The organism is Brachybacterium tyrofermentans, from assembly GCF_039526165.1.
Lineage (GTDB): Bacteria > Actinomycetota > Actinomycetes > Actinomycetales > Dermabacteraceae > Brachybacterium > Brachybacterium tyrofermentans.
Genome location: NZ_BAAAIR010000035.1, coordinates 54108 through 71845 on the forward strand (window position 1 = coordinate 54108; position 17738 = coordinate 71845).

Here is a 17738-nt window from a genome sequence, read left to right on the forward strand (position 1 = left end):
TCGCCGTCGCCGTCGTGCCGTCAGCCGTCCAGCTGTTTCGCCTCGATCCGGGCGAAGCGGATCTCGCGCGACTCGACCTCCCAGAGGATCCCGATCGCGTCGTCGTCCAGTGCCTGGACCACCGAGTAGTCCAGCGGCCCGGGCTCGAACACGAGTGCTTCCTGCCAGGTCGCGCCGTCGTCGGCCGAGCTGTGCAGGGTGCCGCGCACCCGCGCGAAGCGGTCCCACGCATTGCTGAACAGCAGGATCGTCGCGCGCGGATCCTCGGGCGACGCGTCCGGGAAGCGGCGCGCCAGCTGGGCGTTGTTGCCGGGGTCGACGAACTGCTCGTCGATGCCGAGGTCCTCCCAGGTCATGCCGCCGTCCGCCGAGATGGCGATCCTGCGGTGCCCGCCGCGGGCATGGTCGCGGGAGTTCAGCAGAACGCGCCCGTCGGAGAGCTCCACGACGGTGGTCTCGTCCATGTCCTCGCCCACCGGCTCGCCCCGCTGCCAGGTGGCGCCGTGGTCGTCCGAGATCAGGCAGTAGGAGCGCACCACCTGCTCGTCGCTCGGGGCGCCGCCCACCCAGAACCAGCCGGCGTAGGGCTGCACGAGCCGCCCGGCATGCGGACCGCGGCGCAGCTGCAGTCCGGTGCCGGAGGTGGGGAAGGCGGTGCGCAGCAGCTCCGGTGGGGAGGCGATCGCGGTGAGGGAGCGGTGCGTCCAGGTACGGCCCTGATCGGTGCTCGTGCTCACCGCGGAACCCAGCACGTCCCGATCCGCGTCGTCGGTGCCGGCTACTGCATCCCACACCCCGCGATCCTTGGCATGGGTGTGGAACACATGCACGGTGCCGGTGACGGCATCGACCACATAGCTGGGGTCGCAGTACCACTGGCGTCTTTCCTGGTCCGCCTCGCGCAGGGACTCGAACCGTCCCCACGTGCGGCCGCCGTCCAGCGACCGGCGCTGCACGAGTCCTGTGGGATCGGGGACGTCCTGACCGGTCTCGCGGCCGTCGAAGGCGGCGAGGACGATCCCGTCGCCGAGGTGGGCGAGGCCCACGATGCGGTACCGGGGCCACGGCCCCTCCCCGGCCCGGGCGAGCACGGAGTGGGGGACCGGTGCCTCAGGGACCGGGGAGGGGCTGTGGCCGAGGGAGATCACCGCGAGAGGATCCAGTCCATGTCGAGGCGGGCGAAGGTGATGGTCTCGTCCGCCGCTTCGTAGAGCAGGCCGAACTCGTCGCGACCGATCGCGATGACCACCGAGTACTGGCAGGCGCCGGCGTCGAAGACCCGCTTGCGCTCCCAGGTGGCGCCGTCGTCGGTCGAGATCTCGATCGTGCCGTTCACCCGGTCGTTCGGGACGTGGTCGGCATGGGAGAACAGCAGCACCTTCGCCGTCGCGGAGCCCTGCGGGGCGTCCGGATACGCCCGCGTGATCTGCGCGTTGTTCCCCGGATCCACGAGGGACGGATCGCGGTGCAGATCCTCCCAGGTCTCGCCACCGTCATGGCTCAGGGCCACCCAGCGGCGGCCGGTGCGCACGTTCTCCCGCGAGTTCATCATGAGCGTGCCGTCGGAGAGCTCGACGACCTTGTTCTCGTCCATCTCCGTGCCGACGGGGGTGCCCATCGTCCAGGTCTCGCCGTGGTCGTCGGAGTAGACGGAGTACGCCTGGACGATCTCCGCGTCCCCCTCGCCCTCTCCGCGGAAGAACCCGGCGTACTGCTGGACCAGACGGCCGGCGTGCGGGCCGTAGTGCAGCTGGATGCCGGCGCCGGAGGAGGCGAACATGGCGCGGCAGTCCGCGGGCTTCACGATCTCGGTGAGGGAGCGGTACTCCCAGGTCTCGCCGTCGTCATGGCTGATCGCGACGGTGGCGCTCATGATGCTGCGGTCCTCGTCGTCGTTCCCATAGTCGCCGTCCCACACGCCGACGTCCTTGGAGAACACGCTGAAGCAGAAGACGGTGCCGGTCCTGCGGTCGACCACGTACGACGGATCGCTGAACCCGAGCTTCTCCCCGGGCTCGGTGGATTCCAGACCCTGGCGGATGACCGTGGGCTTCTCCCACGTGCGGCCGCCGTCACGCGAGCGACGCTGCCACAGGGAGTTCGGGCTCGGAGAATCGCCGCCGATGGGTCGCTTGTCGAAGGCGGCGAGCAGATCGCCGCTCGGGGCGACGGCCAGAGCGGGGATGCGGAAGTTGGCCACGCCCTGATAGCCGGGCCAGGCCAGCGGCTGGTCCTCGTAGGTGCCGTGCCGGCGGCCGTTCTCCTTCGGCGGCGACAGGGCGGCAGCGGAGCCAGCTCCTGCGCCGAGAGCGGTGACTGCGGCGACGCCGCCGAGCAGACCGCGGCGGGACAGACCGTTCACAGGGGTGTTCATCATCGAATCTCCTTCTGGGGTGGATAGCGCGATCGGCCGAGCATGGCCGACGCTTTCCCGTACGAACTTTCGTCGCTGTGCGTCGGCTCGAGGCGTATGGAGCGTCGAGCCGACGCTGGGGAGCAGAAGTTCGTAAGGCTGGGTGGGGTGGGTCAGGCGGTGGTGACGGCGTGGTGGAACCAGGTGGTGAGGGTGGTGGGGTGGGTGATGGCGGTGCCGACCACGACGGCGAAGGCACCGGTGGCGCGGGCTGCGGCGGCCTGGGCGGGGGTGTGGACCCTGCCCTCGGCGACGAGGACGCTGGTGGCGGGGAGACGGCCGGCGAGCTGGTGGATCAGGTCGAGGTCGGGTCCGTCGGTGGTCGGGCGGGCATCGGTGTAGCCGGCGAGGGTGGTGCCGATGATCTCGACGCCGGCGTGGGCGGCGACCAGGGCGGAGTCGAGGGAGTCGCAGTCGGCCATGAGGGGGCCGTCGAAGACTTCGCGCACGGCGTGCACGGTCTGGGTGAAGGTGCGGCCGTCGGGGCGGGGGCGGGTGGTGCCGTCCAGGGCGAGGATGTCTGCTCCCGCGTCGATCACGGCGTGGCAGTGCTCGAGGGTGGGGGTGATGAAGACGCCGTCGGTGCCGTCTTTCCAGATGCCGATCACGGGGACGTCGACGGCGTTCTTGACGGCGCGGATGTCGTCGAGGCCTTGGGCGCGGACGGCGGTGGCGCCGCCGGTCTGGACGGCGGTGGCGACCTGGGCCATGGTGCGGGGGTCGCGCATGGCTTCGCCGGGGTAGGCCTGGCAGGAGACGATCAACGAGCCCTCGAGCGGGGCGATCAACGGATGCATGGGGAAGCCTTTCATCGGGAGAGGAGAGCGTCGTGGGCACTGGCCGCCGCCCCGAGCAGGGCCGCATGGGTGCCGGCGCTCGCGGGAAGCACCGGGGTCGCCGCGACGACGTCCATCGCCTCCTGCGCGATGCCCTGGCGCACGGCGTCGCCCCACGGGCCGTCGGCCTCGGAGACTCCGCCGGTCAGGGCCACGACCTCGGCGTCGAGCACGTTGAGGAGCCCGCCGATCACCCGGCCGGTCGCGAAGCCGGCCAGCCGGTACGCCTCGAGCGCGGCCGCATCGCCCTCCAGGGCGGCTCGGGCGAGCCCATGACCATCGGTGATCTCGGAGGCGGGCACTCCTGCGTCATCCCCGGACTCCGCCCTCACGCGGTGCGCGAGCTGCACGATGCCCGGCCCCGAGGCGAAGCCTTCGAGGTGGCCGACGCGTCCGCAGGGACAGGGGACGCCTTCGGCCCCCGGGACGGCCAGGTGGCCGATGTGCCCGGCCGCTCCGTGGGCGCCCAGGACCGGGGACCCGCCCACCACCTGGCAGCCGCCGATCCCGGTGCCGACGGCGACCAGCAGCAGCGAGCCGCGGCCGCTGCCCACCCCGAAGCGGGCCTCGCCGATCCCGTGGGCATGCACGTCGTTCAGCACGGTGACGCTCACCCCGAAGCGCTCGGCGAACGGGCCGGCGACGTCGGTCCCCGCCCACCCGCGCAGCGAGTCCGTGGCGTGGGTGACTCGCCCCTCGGCGCTGTCGATCACTCCGGCGGAGGAGACCCCGACGCCGGCGATCGGCGCTCCGTCGCGCACACCCTCGGCGAGCTCGAGGGCGGCGGCCAGGATCGCCGCGGCCCCGTCGCGGGCCGGGGTGGGAACCGTGCCCACCCGCTCGACCCGTGGCCTCGGAAGAGCCCCGTCGGCCGAGCCTGCACCCGAGCCCGAGCCCGAGCCCGAGCCCGAGCCCGAGCTCGAGCCCACACCCGCCCCGTGCACCAGGGCGGCACGGATCTTGGTGCCCCCGAGGTCGAGGGCGAGGACCGGATCAGGCATCCGTGCCGCCCAGCAGGCCCGTCTGCTCCAGGATCGTGCGGATCCGGCCCACGGTCTCGCCCTCGATCGGCGACATCGGGACGGTGACGTTGTTGGTGGCGATCACGCCGAGCTCGCGCAGCGCCGTCTTGAACGCGCCGATGCCGGCCGCCGGCCCCACCTTGTCCGTGGGCTGGAAGACGATCTCGAACAGGGCCGCGAGGCGATCCTGCTCGCGGCGCACCAGCGCCCAGTCCTCGGCCTGCGCGGCGCGGTGCATGCGGGCGTAGCCGGCGGGGTCCACGTTGCCCAGGCCGGGCACGGAGCCGTCGGCCCCGGAGAGGTAGGCGCCGTCGACGACGACCTCATGGCCGGTCAGCAGCGTGAGCGGCGAGCCGGCGGCCCGGTTCATCGCGGCCAGGCGGCGGAAGGAGACGTCGTCACCGCTCGAGTCCTTGACCCCGGTGATGACGCCGTCCGTGCCGAGCTGCAGCAGGTGCGCGGGGGAGAGCTTGGTGTGCACGCACACCGGGATGTCGTAGGCCCAGATCGGGGCGTCGGCCGCGGCCGCGATCGTGCGGAAGTGGGTGTCGATCTCCTCGGGGCCGGTGATCGAGTAGAACGGCGCGGTGACCACATAGCCGTCCAGGTCGAAGCGCTCGGCGGCGCGCATGTGGTGGATGACCCGGTCGGTCTGCATGTCGATGACGCCGGCGATGACGGGCACCTGGCCGGCGACGAATCCGGTCACCGCCTCGAGCACCTGGGACCGGCGGGCGTCGTCGGAGTAGGCGACCTCGCCGCTCGAGCCGAGGGCGAAGATGCCGTCCACGCCGCCCTCGAGGAGGTGGGCGATCAGGCGCTCGAGGGAGGCCATGTCGATCTCGCCCTCGGGCGTCAGGGGCGTGAGCAGAGGGGGGACGACACCGCTGAGGCGATCGGCCGACGAGGTCGAGGGGGAGGTCTGCGTGGTGGTCATGTGGGGTGCTCCTTCGAAAGGCATTCGGGGGGATGGTGGTCGGCGCGCAGGTCGCTACAGGAGCGAGGGCGCGGCGGCGAGCAGGGTGCGGGTGTACTCGTCCTGGGCGTCGGTGAAGATCCGCTCGGCGGTGTCGTGCTCGACGATCTTGCCGCGGTTCATGACGATGATCGAGTCCGAGACGAAGCGGACGGTGCTGATGTCATGCGAGATGAACACCAGTCCCAGGCCGAGCTCGCGCTTGAGGTCCATGAGCAGGTTCAGCACCTGGGCGCGCACGGACACGTCCAGGGCGCTGGTGGGCTCATCGGCCACGATGATCTGCGGCTCCAGGGCCAGGGCGCGCGCGATCGCCACGCGCTGGCGCTGACCGCCGGAGATCTGCCGCGGCAGCACCTCCATCGCCGACTGCGGCAGGCCCACGAGATGCAGCAGGTCCGTGACGCGGGCGAGACGCTCCCGCTCCGTGCCCACGTCGTGCACCCGCAGCGGGTCCATGAGCGTCTCCCGGACGGGAAGCCGCGGGTTCAGGGCTGTCGCCGGGTCCTGGAAGACCACCGAGACGGTGCGTCCCAGCTCTCGGCGTCGGGCCCGCGAGCGGCCGAAGGGCCGCCCGTCGAAGAGCACGGTTCCGCTGGTCACGGGCTGCAGTCCGGTCATCACACGCGCCAGGGTGGACTTGCCGGACCCCGACTCGCCCACGATGCCGAGCACCTCGCCGCGACGCACCGACACGCTCACGCCGTCCACGGCTCGGATGGTGTCGGGCCGCAGCAGGCTGCCGGTGCGCAGCTTGTGCACCACGTGCACGTCGTGCAGCTCGATGGTGGGCGCGGGCCGCACGTCGACACTGTCCGCGCTGTCTGTCCCGGAGGTGTTCTCGGTGATCTCGTTCATCGCAGGTCTCCTTCGAGGGGAGCGGGGACGGCGCCGGTGCTCGCCACGACGTGGCCGGAGCCTCCGACCGGGAGCAGCTCCGGGCGCCGGGTGGGATCGGCCGACGGGTCCAGCGAGCGCGGGGCGAAGCGGTCGCCGACGGCGAAGTCGCGGGGAGAGGGGACTGTGCCGGGGACCTGGTGCAGGCGCTCGGCGCCCGCCTCGATCGACAGCACCGAGCCGAGCAGGCCGCGGGTGTACTCGTGGCGGGGGTCGGTCAGCAGCTCGTGCTGGATGCCCTGTTCGATCACCTGGCCCGCGTACATCACGGTCACGCGGTGGGCGAGCTGGGCGACCAGGGCGAGGTCGTGGCTGACGAACACCATCGCGAAGCCGAGCTCCTCGCGCAGCGAGTTCAGCAGGTCCACGACCTGCTTCTGCACGGTGACGTCGAGCGCCGTGGTGGGCTCATCGGCGATGACCAGCTTCGGATCGCGGGTCAGGGCCATCGCGATGAGCACGCGCTGGCGCTGCCCGCCGGAGAGCTCGTGCGGGTATGCGGACAGGGTGCGCTTCGGGTCCAGGCCCACGAGGGCCAGCAGATCCTCGGCGGTGCGGGTGCCACCGCGGCTGGTCAGCTGCGCCAGCTGCGAGCGGATCAGCATCGAGGGGTTCAGGGAGCTCAGCGCATCCTGGTAGATCATCGCGATCTCGTGGCCGCGCAGAGCGTTCATCTCCTTGGGCGAGATCGACAGCAGGTCGACGTCGCCCAGCATGACCTTGCCGCTGATCCGGGCGGTGCGGGGCAGCAGACCCATGATCGCGAGGCTCGCGACGGACTTGCCGGAGCCGGACTCGCCGACCAGGCCCATGGTCTCGCCCGGACGAACCTGGAACGAGACTCCATCGAGGATGTCGGTGCCGTTGTGCGCCCCCGGGAAGGAGACGCGCAGGTCCTGGACGTCCAGCAGCGGAGGCAGCGACTCGTCGACCACCTCGCGCTCGGGCCGTGCCAGCTCGGCGACGCGCAGCGCGGCGAGGGAGTCGTTCAGCAGGCGCTGCGAGGTCTCCGCGTCGGTCGCCCCGAGCACCTCGGGCTGATCTGCGTCCGCAGCAGCCGCGGGCTCAGCGGACTTCGCGGGCACTGCGTCCACAGCAGCCGTGGGCTCAGTTGCCCCAGTGGCCTCAGCGGCGACGCCGGCCTCGTCGGCCTCGACGTCGACCGCCGCGCGGATCCGCGGGCTGGCCATGGCGTCGGTGAGCCCCTCGGAGAGGATGTTCAGCGAGAGCACGGTCAGCAGGATCGCGAGGCCGGGGAAGAACGTGGGCCACCAGTAGCCGGCCAGCAGCAGCTGCTTGCCCTGGGAGAGGATGTTGCCCCACGACGGGGAGGGCGGCTGCACGCCGGCGTTGATGAAGGACAGCGAGGCCTCCAGCACGATCGCGTCGGCGACCAGCACGGTCGCGAACACCATGATCGGGGCGATGCAGTTGCGGGCCACGTGCTTGAGGAGGATCCACGGGGTGGAGGCGCCCATGACCTGCGAGGCGGCCACATAGTCCTCACCGAACTGGGCGAGCACCTCGGCACGCACCACACGGGCCAGCTGCGGCACGTAGAGGAACCCGATCGCGAAGACCAGCACCGGCAGCGAGGTGCCGAACACGGCGACGAAGACGGCGGCCAGGGCGATGCCCGGGAACGACATGATCACGTCGAGCACGCGCATGAGGATCTCGGAGGGGATCTTCGAGGCGGTGGCGGCGAAGGAGCCGAGCACGGCGGCGCCCACGAGGGCGGCGGCGGTGGCCGCGAGGCCGATGAGCAGCGAGGAGCGGGCACCGTGGGCGACGCGCGAGAAGATGTCGCGCCCGATCCTGTCGGTCCCCATCCAGTGGTCCAGGCCCGGGGGCTGGACCGGAGGGCCGCTCGCGAGGGGACCGTACTGGGCGATGACCGGCGCGAAGATCGCGAGAAGGGTGAGCCCGGCCAGGAACAGGACCGCGATGCGGCTGGGCCAGGGGAGGGCGGTGAACGGGGCCAGCGGGCTGCCGCTGACGGACTGGAGACGGGATCCGAGCTTCGGTCGCATGTCAGATGCTCCTGATGCGGGGGTTGACGACGACGTACAGGAGGTCCACGACGATGTTCACGATGATGAAGGAGATCGCGACCACGAGGGTCACTCCCTGCACGAGGAACACGTCGTTGCGGTTGACGCCGTCGAGGATGAGCTGGCCCATGGCCTGGATGTTGAAGATGATCTCGATGATCACGGCGCCGCCCATGAGATAGCCGACGCGGAGGCCGAGCACGGTGATCGGGGTGATCAGGGCGTTGCGCAGCACGTTGCGGCTGACGACGATCGGGTAGGGGACGCCTGCGCCGATCGCGGTGCGCACGTAGTCGCGGTCGAGCTCCTCGACCATGGCGGTGCGGACCACGCGGGTGAGCGATCCGGCGACCGGGATCGCGAGCGCGAGAGCCGGAAGGGTGATGTTGTTGAGGTAGACGGCAGGATCCTCGAAGAACCCGACCCAGCCGGAGACGAGGGCGGGGAACAGCTGCCAGCCGCCGGGGATGTCGGCGAGCCACTGGACCAGCAGCAGGGCGAGCCAGAACGACGGCGTGGCCAGCGACGCGACGGTGAACACGCGGATCACCTGGTCGAGCCAGCGGTCGCGGAAGAGGGCCGCCAGCACGCCGAGCACCGCGGCGATCACGATCGCGATCGCGAGGCCCAGGAAGGTGAGCTGGAGGGTGATCGGGAGCGCGTGGGCGACGACCTCGGTGACCGGGGTGTTGCCGCTGGTGGTGCCCAGGTCCCCATGGAGCATGCCCCCGAGGAACGAGAAGTACCGCTCCAGCAGCGGGTCATTGAGCCCGTTGGCCTCTCGATACAGATCCAGCGCCTCCTCCGAGGCGGATTCGCCGAGCGCACGCCGAGCCTGGTCGGTGGGCGAGAGCGACATGATGACGAACACCAGCAGGGTGACGCCGAGGATCATGAGCGGCAGCGCGACGAGGCGCCGCCCGAGGAGTCGGACGAGTTGGGACACGAGGTCCTCCGTGGGTCGAGCGGTGGATCAGGACGAGGAATGCGTGGGGCCGACAGGGCAGAGCCGAAGGGGCAGGGTCGACGGGGCTGCCGGGGCGGGGCGGCTCGCGGCTCGCCCCACCCCGGGCGCGTCACTCCGCCTGGGTGGAGGCGACGTCGATGAAGCTGAGCCCGGTCAGCGAGATCGGCTGGAAGTTCACCAGGGTCTCGGCGTCCCAGGCCGTCGGGGACTTGCGGTGGAACAACGGGTAGAGCGGGACCTCGTCCGAGATCAGATCGAACAGCTGGCCCCAGATCTTCTCCTGCTCCGCCGGATCCACGGCCTCCAGGCCCTGGCCGAGCAGCTCCTCCGTCTCGGTGCAGGCCTCCTGGCCCTTCCAGTGCATGCGACCCTCGGTCCAGACGTCGCCGCCGTACCACCAGCGCATCAGCAGGTCGGGATCGTTGCCGAACACCGAGGGGTCACCGGGGGCGACCATCACGTCGAAGGAGTCGGGGTCGGAGTCCACGGTGTTGTACGCGTCGGCGGACTGCTTCTGCTCGAAGGCGACGTCGATGCCGACCGCGGAGAGGGACTCCTGGATGATCGGGGTGCACTGCTGGACCCAGTCGTGGTCGGTGACCAGCATGCGGAACGAGGTCAGGCCGGTCTCGGCGAACAGGGCCTTGGCCTTCTCCGCGTCCAGGGAGTAGACCGTGGAGGCTTCCTTGTAGTTCGGGTGGTCCTTCTGCACGAAGCAGCTCACGGGCTCCGCCTGACCGCTGAGCCCGGTCTCGATGACCGTGTCCATATCGATCGCGTAGAGGAACGCCTGGCGGTTCCTCAGATCGTTGAACGGGTTGTTCTCCGCGTTGTTGAACATCGCGAAGAGCAGCCCGAAACCGCCGACGGACTCGACGGTGCCGCTGCCCTTGAGCTGATCGATCGAGAGGTACGGGACCGAGTCGATGACCTGGGCGGTCTTGGACTGCATGGCGTTGGTGCGGGTCGCGGCATCCGGGATGATCTCCCAGCCCATGGTCTTGCCCTGGGCGGGCATCGTGCCGGTGTAGTCGTCGAAGCGCTCGAATTCGACGACCTTGGAGGTGGCGCCGTTGTCGGTCATCCTCCAGGGGCCGGTGCCGACGGGGCTGGCGTCGAACTCCTTGGGGTCGGCCTCGACAGCGGCCCGGGGCACGATCTTCACGGTCGACAGACGCTCGGCGAACACGCCGGTGGGGGCGGTGAGGGCGAAGGTGACGGTGGTGTCGTCCTTCGCGGTGACCGACTCGATGAACGGAATGAACTGCGAGTACAGCGAGGCGTTCGCCGGGTCGAGCACCCGCTCGAAGGAGAAGACCACGTCATCGGTGGTGACGGGGGAGCCGTCGTGGAAGACGGCGCCGTCGCGCAGCGTCACATCCACGGAGGTGCTCTCCGCTGACGGGATCTCGGTGCCCAGCGCCGCGTAGACCTCGCGGGTCACGGGGTGCAGCTCGGTGAGGCCCTCGAGGGTGTGCCAGTTGACGGCCACGGTCAGAGCGGCCGACGTGCTCATCGGGTCGTAGCCGTTGGTGCCGAGCTCGTAGCTGATGGCGGCGCTGAGGTGGCCGTCCGGGTCCGCATCGCCGGCGGGGGCGCCGCCGGAATCCGATCCGGTGCCCTTCCCGGCGTCTTTCGGGGCGCAGGCGCCGATGCCTGCGACGATGCCGGCGGCGCCGGCGAGAGCGGCGGAGCCGCGGAGGAAGCTGCGCCGTCCGAGTCGATCGGCGGAGATGGTGATCGCCATTGATGCATCCCTTCAAGGGGTGGTCCGGACGCATGTCGCGCCAGGGTCGGGGGAACGCCGTCCTCGCAGTTCGACGATGTCCGCCACGCTGCGAAGATCAGACGTATGATGTCTGATGACCGGGACAGTACAGGAATCGATCACTGATCGCCACCACGGGACCGGATACCGATACGCAGCAGTGACCATCCGTCCGATCTGAGGTTCGACGGGTGCGCACGGCATGATGGGGCATGCGTCACAGAGGTGACGGTGCACCGGGGGAGGACAACGAGATGGCTCGAACCAAGGGAGCTGGCAACAGCGCCGTCGACCGCATCCAGGATCTGATCCTGGCGGAGGGCATGGTGCCGGGGGACCCGATGCCCACGGAGACCGCCCTGTGCGAACGGCTGGAGATCTCGCGCTCCTCGGTCCGGGAGGCGATGCGCACGCTGGCCTCCCTGGACATCGTCGAGGTGCGGCATGGCCACGGCACCTTCGTGGGCCAGCTGTCCCTCTCCCCGCTCGTGAACGGACTGCTGTTCCGGGCGCGGCTGGACGACGGCAATGATCTGCGGGCGCTGCGCGAGGTGGTGGAGCTGCGCATCGCGATCGACCTCTCCGTCGCCGAGCAGCTCGTCGAGATCTACCGCGGCACCGTGAACTCCGAGCTCGAGGACCTGGTCGAGGAGATGCGACGCCTCGCGAAGAACGGGCAGCCGTTCCCGGAGGCTGACGCGGCCTTCCATACGGCCCTGTTCTCCCGGCTGCCCAACGGCCTGCTGCGCCAGCTGGCGCAGGCGTTCTGGGAGATCCACACGACGGCGGTTCCCCTGCTGGACATCGTGCAGTCCGAGGACATCCTGGTCACCGTCGACGCGCACCAGGCGATGCTCACCGCTCTCGAGGCCGGGGACGCGGATGCCTATCGGGACGCAGTCCACGAGCACTACCGGCCTCTCGGGCGCACGCTCGACGCCGCCGGACGCGCGGCCGCGACGGCCGTGACGGGATGACCTGGAGCAGGTTGTGACCCCGGAGCCGGTCGCGATCCGGGAGCACGTCGTGACCCCGGAACAGGTCGTCGCGCTGCTGAGCGCCCGACCCTGGGCAGGGCAGTCGTGGGCGCGCGACCTCGTCGCCGCCTTCCCCGGCCGCCTGCACGGCGTGCTGGCGCACTGGGATCTGGAGATCAGGCACGTGCATCTGGCGGGCGCCGGACTGCCGGTGCTCGAGGTGGAGCGTCGGACGGGACCCGTCGGCCCCCGCGGATCGTCCGGCACGCCCGCGAGCCGCGGCCTCCAGGCGAGCGGCAGTTTCGTCGTGAAGTTCGGAGGCGGGGGAGCCGACGTGGCCCAGCAGGCCCGGATCCTGGCTGCGGCGGACGGGCGCGGCTACGTCCGGCTGGTCGCCCACGACGGGGAGCGGGACGCGATGCTGCTCGAGAAGCTCGGCCCGATGCTCCCGCAGGCCGTCCCCGACCCCGTCGCCCAGACCGATGTGCTCGGTGACCTGCTGCTGCAGGCCTGGGAGGTCCCGCTCGCCGTCGGGCGACCCTTCGCCCCATCGCAGAAGGCGCGCTCCCTGCTGGCGATTATCGACGGCGCTCTCGAGGCCCATGAATCGGGCCCACAAGCGGCCGACGAGTCGGGCCCCCGTGCCTCCCACGAGTCGGTCTCCCGCATGGCAGCTGCGTCGGGCCCACAAGCGGCCGACGAGGTTGTCGTGCTCGCACGGGCCCGCGTGCTGGCGCTCGACCTCATCGAGTCCCCGTCACCGCGTCAGGTGGTCGTCCACGGCGACCCGCACCCCGCGAACGTGCTGCAGCGCGGCGACACGCACGTGCTCATCGACCCCGACGGCTTCCTCTGCGAGCCCGAGTACGACCTCGGGGTCGCGCTGCGCGATCACCGGCAGATCATCGACGACCTCGACCGCACCGACGGGCCGGGCGCCGGCAGGCGCTGGCACGCCGCTCTCGCCGAACGGCTGGCGCGGCGCGTCGGACTGGATCCGGAGAGGGCTCTGGCCTGGGCGCATCTCGAACGTGTGACAACGGGCGTCTATCTCGGCCGGCTCGGCTACGTCGAGGAGGGCGAGGCATGGCTGAGAACGGCTCGGCGCATGCTGTGCTGATCGGCCCCGCCGCGTGAGTCAGCCCGCCGAGGTGCCGTCCGGAGCGCTACCGTGGTCGGCATGAGCGATGCGGACGACCTCGGACAGCTGGCGGCACTGGACATCTTCCTGCCGTCGCCGCCGCCGGACGCCGATATCCAGGAGGCCTTCCTCGACGAGGCCGCGGCCCTGGCGCTGGAAGGCCACCCGATCACCGTCTACCTGCAGGACGAGGATGCCTGGGCCTTCGAGGAGTGCGAACCCGTGCGGGCGCTGCTGGACTCTGCCGGCGAGAGCGCCCTGCCCGTGACGCTGCTGGGCTTGGACATCGTGGTCAGCGCGATGTACCCGACGACGGAGCAGATGCGTCGCTTCGCCCGGGCGGGGACGGAGGCGCCCGAGCGGAGTTCGGCAGCGGCCTCCGCCTGCGGCCCCGGCGGTGCCCCGATGCCTCGCGAGGCCGGCGGGTTCGCCGCCCAGCTGATGGGTGCCGCGCCGGCCCCGGCCCGCCCCGCCGGAGGACCGGACATCGGCGCCCGACGCAATCTGATGGGCGGCGACATCGGGGACGGTCTGCCTAGCACAGGCACAGGCACATCCGGCGCAGGCGCAGGCGCAGGCACAGCCGCATCCGGCGCGGGCGTCGCCAGCACGTCGGCCGGCTGACTCCGCCGTGAACGGCGCGGGCCACGGGGCCGCGGGGCCGTCAGCCGGTCATGACCGCTCTGCGGACGCAGTCGCGCAGGAGCTCGCGACGGGCGTCGTGGACCGTCGTCGGCTCGGCGGAGGTCGCGGCATAGACGGTGCTGACCGGTGACCAGGCCATGGACATGCTGATGACCATCGCCATGATGTCGAACGGGTCGCCGGCACATATCGTCCCCGCCGCCTGGCCGTCGGCGATGAAGGCCAGCTTGCGGTCGTCCAGCCGGTCGACGTCCTCGACGAGATGACCTTCGGGCCGACGTTCGAGGCGGGTCCAGGTGGCCAGTCGGATGAGTGACGGCTGCTCCACGTACTCGTCGTAGAGGCGCACGGCCCAATCCGGGAGGTCCGAGGAGTCGATCGGGACCACTTCCACGATCCGCTCCAGGGAGTCCCGGAAGATCGCGTCGAACAGGCCGTCCTTGTTCCCGAAGTAGTCGTAGAGCTGCGCTTTGTTGGTGCGGGCGGCTGCGACGATGCGCTCCACGCGCGCACCGGCGATGCCGTGCTGCGCGAACTCCTCCGTGGCAGCGTCGACGATGCGCTGCCGGGTCGCGGCACCTCGTGCGGTCAGCACCTTGGTCGGTCGTGATCCGGTCTGCATGCTTCCACGATACGCAACAGAACAGTTTGTTTGACTTCGGCGTCCCGGGGTCGCACACTAAAACAGACCGAACAGTCTGTTGTTAGGAGAGACGATGCGAAGTACTCAGGGATGGGTGGCCCACCGATCAGCCGCAGAGGGGTCTGCTCCGGACGGGTCTGCGGCGGATGGGTCTGCTGCGGAGCACGCAGCCGCAGGCGCCCGCGCGACGCTGCACCGGGAGGCGGTGGAGCGCCGCGATCTGCGGGCAGACGACGTCGCCGTGCGCGTCGACTACTGCGGCGTCTGCCATAGCGACCTCCACGCCCTGCGCGATCACGGGGGTAGGAGCGCGGGCGGGGATGAGGCTGCGGGCGCGAGTGCGGCGGCGGCCGCGGCTGCGGATGAGACTGCGGAGGCGACGGATGGTGGCTCCTCGGTTCCCCTGGTCCCCGGCCACGAGTTCATCGGTGTCGTGACCGAGATCGGTCCGGAGGTCCAGCGCTTCGCGATCGGGGACGTCGTCGCGGTCGGCAACATCGTCGACGCATGCCTCGTCTGCGACATGTGCACCGCCGGGCAGGAGAACTTCTGCCGGGAGTTCCCCACGCTGACGTACGGGGGAGTGGATCGACGGGACGGGAGGCCCACCCTCGGGGCATATGCGCGCGAGTACGTCGTGCGCGAGGAGTTCGCCCACCGCGTGCCGGAGGGTCTGGATCCGAGCGCCGCAGCACCTCTGCTGTGTGCGGGGATCACCGTCTGGGAGCCGTTGACTGCGCTCGAGGTCGGGCCGGGAGTGCGTGTCGCCGTGGTGGGTCTGGGAGGGCTCGGGCATCTCGCGGTCAAGCTGGCCACGGCGCTCGGCGCCGAGACCACCGTCATCAGTCGTTCAGCGGGGAAGCTCGAGGATGCCCGGCAGCTCGGGGCTGCGGATCTCCTGGTCTCCGGCGACGGGCCGGCGATGGCCGCGGCGCGGGGACGATTCGACGTCATCGTCGACACCGTGGCCGTCTCCCACGAGCTCGCCCCGTATCTCGAGCTGCTCGCGCTCGACGGCACCCTGGCGCAGGTCGGCTACCTCGGCCCCGTCACCGTCGAGACCACGGATCTGCTGCTCGGACGCAAGAAGCTCACGTCGGCCGGAAGCGGAGGGATGGCGAAGACCGCGCAGCTGCTCGAATTCTGTGCAGAGCACGGCGTGGTCGCCGATGTCGAGGTGCTCCCGTCCTCACGGGTCGGTGAGGCCCTCGATCGGCTTGCCCGGGGCGACGTCCGCTTCCGGTTCGTCCTGGACATGTCGGACCTCGACGTCGACCCGAGCTGAGCGGGGTGTCCCGTCTGCCCGTCAGTCAGCCGAGCGAGCAGGCCACGCCGTTGAAACCGTGGTTGCAGTATCCGTTCGGGACCTTCTCGAGGTACTGCTGGTGCTCGGCCTCGGCGGTGTAGTACCGCCCGTCGCCGGCTGCCGCGAGCGGCTTCAGCTCCGTGGTGATGGCGCCGCGACCGGCCGCGTCGAGGGCGTCCTGGTAGCGGACCGCGGAGTCGCGGACCACCTCGCCCTGCGCTTCGGTCGTCCAGTACACGGCGCTGCGGTACTCGGTGCCCACGTCGTTGCCCTGACGGTTCGCCGTGGTGGGGTCGTGCTGCTCCCAGAACTGGGAGAGCAGTGCCCGCAGGGTCTCGTCTCCGCCGGTGTAGACGACGCGCACAGCCTCGGTGTGTCCGGTCTTCGCGGAGAAGACCTCCTCGTAGGTGGGGTGCGGCGTGTAGCCGCCCGCGTAGCCGGAGGAGGTCGTGTGCACACCGGGCGTCTTCCATGCGATGCGTTCGATGCCCCAGAAGCAGCCGCCGGCCAGGATGATCTCCTCGGTGTCGGCCGGCCAGGGGCGCGGATCGACCGGGGAGTCCGGGCCGAGCATGTCGGTGCCCAGCACGAGGTGCTCGCGCGCGAGGGAGTAGGTGTACTGGTCTCGGCCGGGGAGCGCATCCTCCGGCGTGACCATGTCCTTCTTGTGCCCGTACAGGAGATCCATCATCTGCCACATGAGCGCCACGCTAGTCCTGCGCGCGGGCGAGCGGGAGGGGGCCGGGAGGCTTCTCACGAGGAGGGTTCACGGGGAATAGAGGGGCCGGGAGCCGCGGTGGTGCTGTCGGCGGCCGCGCTGCTCTCGGGCGGTGGGTGGTCGCTGCCTGTCCGCTGGCTGGTCGCTGCCGTACTTCGCACACAGTGACCCTGGCGATTCCTCGGCATCCAGGTTCTTCGTCCGGCCGCGAGATGCGGTCGGAGGTCATTCCGGCGACTCGAGGGGCGGCTCATCTGACGGGCTTGACCGGCGGGTCATCTGACGGGCTTGACCGGCGGGTCATCAGTCGGGCTCGACCGACGGACCTTCTGACGGGCTCGACCGACGGACCTTCTGACGGGCTCGATTGACGGCTCTTCTGGCTGACTCATCGGGCGCAATCGTCTGATGGCATCGAGTTATCCACAGCGCATTCACGACAGTGGACGAGCGTGAGTTCTTTCCTCCACAGTGGGTGGTTATCCACAAATTAGTCCCCAATTCCTCGGGGGTCTTGTTCGGAGGTGCTTTGAGGGTCACTCTGGAGGGGAATCAACGAACAGCTGTTCGATCCCGGCAATGATGCCGACGACGGACGACGTGAGGAGGAGAGCCATGAAAGCGATCGTGACGGCGCTGCCCGGCTCTTCGCCTGCGTCTGCCTGGACCAGGGAGCTCGCGGGCCTCCTCGAACGTGCCCCGCGGGGAGAGGATCTCGCGAGCTCCTCGGACCATGACCTGATCGACCTCATCGCGGCTCTCGAACGGGGGAAGGGCGCGCTCGGTGCCTGCCAGGCGCACGCGGAGGTCGTGTTCCGGGAGTCCCAGATCGCCGCGCAGAGGCACCAGGGGGTCGCGCGGGGGGAGCTCGGCAAAGGGGTCGCGGATCAGGTCGCGCTTGCCCGCAGAATCACTCCGAAACATGCTTCGGATCAGCTGGTCGTCCACCGGATCCTCGTCGAGACGCTGCCCCGCACCACCAAGCTCCTCGAGCAGGGCGAGATCAGCGAATGGGCGGCTGCCGAAGTTGCGAAGAACGTGCTCGTCCTCAGCGACGAGGATCGAGCGCTCGTCGACCAGGAGCTCGAGGGGAGGCTCCCCGCTATGACGGCGTCGGCCTCGGGCCGCGCCACTCGCGCTCGGGCACAGGAGCTGGACCCCGCCGCAGCTGTCAAGCGCGCATCCCGAGCGGTCGCCGAGCGACGGGTCTCGATACGTCCCGCGCCGGACGGCATGTCGATCCTCCACGCAATCCTGCCCACTAAGGATGGGGTCGCCTGTTTCAAGGCGCTGGGTGGTGTCAAGGCGTCGAAGCAACATGGGGTTCGCCGGCAATGAGTCGAGCGAACGCTTCGGTGGGGGTGAGGAAGCCCAG

15 protein-coding genes and 1 pseudogene are annotated in these 17738 nt (G+C 70.4%); 5 read left to right on the top strand and 11 right to left on the bottom strand.

From position 1 onward, the window contains the following. Positions 1 to 20: 20 nt before the first annotated feature. From ABD093_RS09085 to ABD093_RS09125, 9 genes are all read right to left on the bottom strand, one after another. Positions 21 to 1148 (bottom strand): sialidase family protein, encoded by a 1128-nt coding sequence (locus tag ABD093_RS09085; protein ID WP_343923890.1) that lies wholly within the window; start codon positions 1146 to 1148, stop codon positions 21 to 23. Beyond that, positions 1145 to 2377 carry a sialidase family protein gene (locus ABD093_RS09090; RefSeq protein ID WP_343923892.1) on the bottom strand — a complete coding sequence of 411 codons (1233 nt, stop codon included), beginning with the start codon at positions 2375 to 2377 and terminating at the stop codon, positions 1145 to 1147. The genes ABD093_RS09085 and ABD093_RS09090 overlap by 4 nt, the downstream gene beginning before the upstream one ends. Before the next feature lie 149 nt (positions 2378 to 2526). Continuing rightward, entirely contained in the window at positions 2527 to 3210 is a 684-nt protein-coding gene (locus tag ABD093_RS09095) for an N-acetylmannosamine-6-phosphate 2-epimerase (RefSeq protein WP_343923918.1), read from the bottom strand. A gap of 11 nt (positions 3211 to 3221) precedes the next feature. Next, complete coding sequence (locus ABD093_RS09100; protein WP_343923894.1) at positions 3222 to 4250, bottom strand: ROK family protein; 1029 nt, start codon at positions 4248 to 4250, stop codon at positions 3222 to 3224. Further along, positions 4243 to 5208, bottom strand: a complete 966-nt coding sequence (locus tag ABD093_RS09105; protein ID WP_343923896.1) for a dihydrodipicolinate synthase family protein — start codon at positions 5206 to 5208, stop codon at positions 4243 to 4245. Before ABD093_RS09105 ends, ABD093_RS09100 begins: the two co-directional genes overlap by 8 nt. A 54-nt stretch (positions 5209 to 5262) precedes the next feature. Continuing rightward, positions 5263 to 6105, bottom strand: a complete 843-nt coding sequence (locus ABD093_RS09110) for an ABC transporter ATP-binding protein (RefSeq protein WP_343923898.1) — start codon at positions 6103 to 6105, stop codon at positions 5263 to 5265. Continuing rightward, complete coding sequence (locus ABD093_RS09115) at positions 6102 to 8177, bottom strand: dipeptide/oligopeptide/nickel ABC transporter permease/ATP-binding protein (RefSeq protein WP_343923900.1); 2076 nt, start codon at positions 8175 to 8177, stop codon at positions 6102 to 6104. Before ABD093_RS09115 ends, ABD093_RS09110 begins: the two co-directional genes overlap by 4 nt. Position 8178: 1 nt before the next feature. Further along, positions 8179 to 9144 (bottom strand): ABC transporter permease, encoded by a 966-nt coding sequence (locus ABD093_RS09120; protein WP_343923902.1) that lies wholly within the window; start codon positions 9142 to 9144, stop codon positions 8179 to 8181. A gap of 130 nt (positions 9145 to 9274) precedes the next feature. Next, complete coding sequence (locus ABD093_RS09125) at positions 9275 to 10912, bottom strand: ABC transporter substrate-binding protein (protein ID WP_343923904.1); 1638 nt, start codon at positions 10910 to 10912, stop codon at positions 9275 to 9277. A gap of 275 nt (positions 10913 to 11187) precedes the next feature. Between ABD093_RS09125 and ABD093_RS09130 the strand changes: the two genes are divergently transcribed. Genes ABD093_RS09130 through ABD093_RS09140 form a run of 3 tightly spaced genes read left to right on the top strand, consistent with a single transcriptional unit; the run spans position 11188 to position 13675 of the window. Beyond that, positions 11188 to 11910, top strand: a complete 723-nt coding sequence (locus ABD093_RS09130; RefSeq protein WP_343923906.1) for a FadR/GntR family transcriptional regulator — start codon at positions 11188 to 11190, stop codon at positions 11908 to 11910. A 13-nt stretch (positions 11911 to 11923) separates the two neighbouring features. After that, a complete protein-coding gene (locus ABD093_RS09135; protein ID WP_343923908.1) occupies positions 11924 to 13030 on the top strand; it encodes an aminoglycoside phosphotransferase family protein in 1107 nt (368 codons plus the stop codon). Between the two features lie 60 nt (positions 13031 to 13090). Further along, positions 13091 to 13675 (top strand): arsenic metallochaperone ArsD family protein, encoded by a 585-nt coding sequence (locus ABD093_RS09140; RefSeq protein ID WP_343923910.1) that lies wholly within the window; start codon positions 13091 to 13093, stop codon positions 13673 to 13675. Positions 13676 to 13715: 40 nt separating this feature from the next. Here the strand turns inward: ABD093_RS09140 and ABD093_RS09145 are convergent, their stop codons facing one another. Beyond that, a complete protein-coding gene (locus ABD093_RS09145) occupies positions 13716 to 14318 on the bottom strand; it encodes a TetR/AcrR family transcriptional regulator (RefSeq protein ID WP_343923911.1) in 603 nt (200 codons plus the stop codon). Positions 14319 to 14544: 226 nt separating this feature from the next. On the opposite strand from ABD093_RS09145, the gene ABD093_RS09150 reads away from it, so the two are divergent. Beyond that, positions 14545 to 15624 (top strand): NAD(P)-dependent alcohol dehydrogenase, encoded by a 1080-nt coding sequence (locus ABD093_RS09150; protein WP_343923912.1) that lies wholly within the window; start codon positions 14545 to 14547, stop codon positions 15622 to 15624. Positions 15625 to 15649: 25 nt separating this feature from the next. Here the strand turns inward: ABD093_RS09150 and msrA are convergent, their stop codons facing one another. Next, entirely contained in the window at positions 15650 to 16345 is a 696-nt protein-coding gene (gene msrA / locus ABD093_RS09155) for a peptide-methionine (S)-S-oxide reductase MsrA (RefSeq protein WP_343923914.1), read from the bottom strand. A 633-nt stretch (positions 16346 to 16978) separates the two neighbouring features. Here msrA and ABD093_RS09160 point away from each other — a divergent pair. After that, positions 16979 to 17626: pseudogene (locus tag ABD093_RS09160) on the top strand (DUF222 domain-containing protein); the annotation flags it as partial. Between the last annotated feature and the right edge of the window lie 112 nt (positions 17627 to 17738).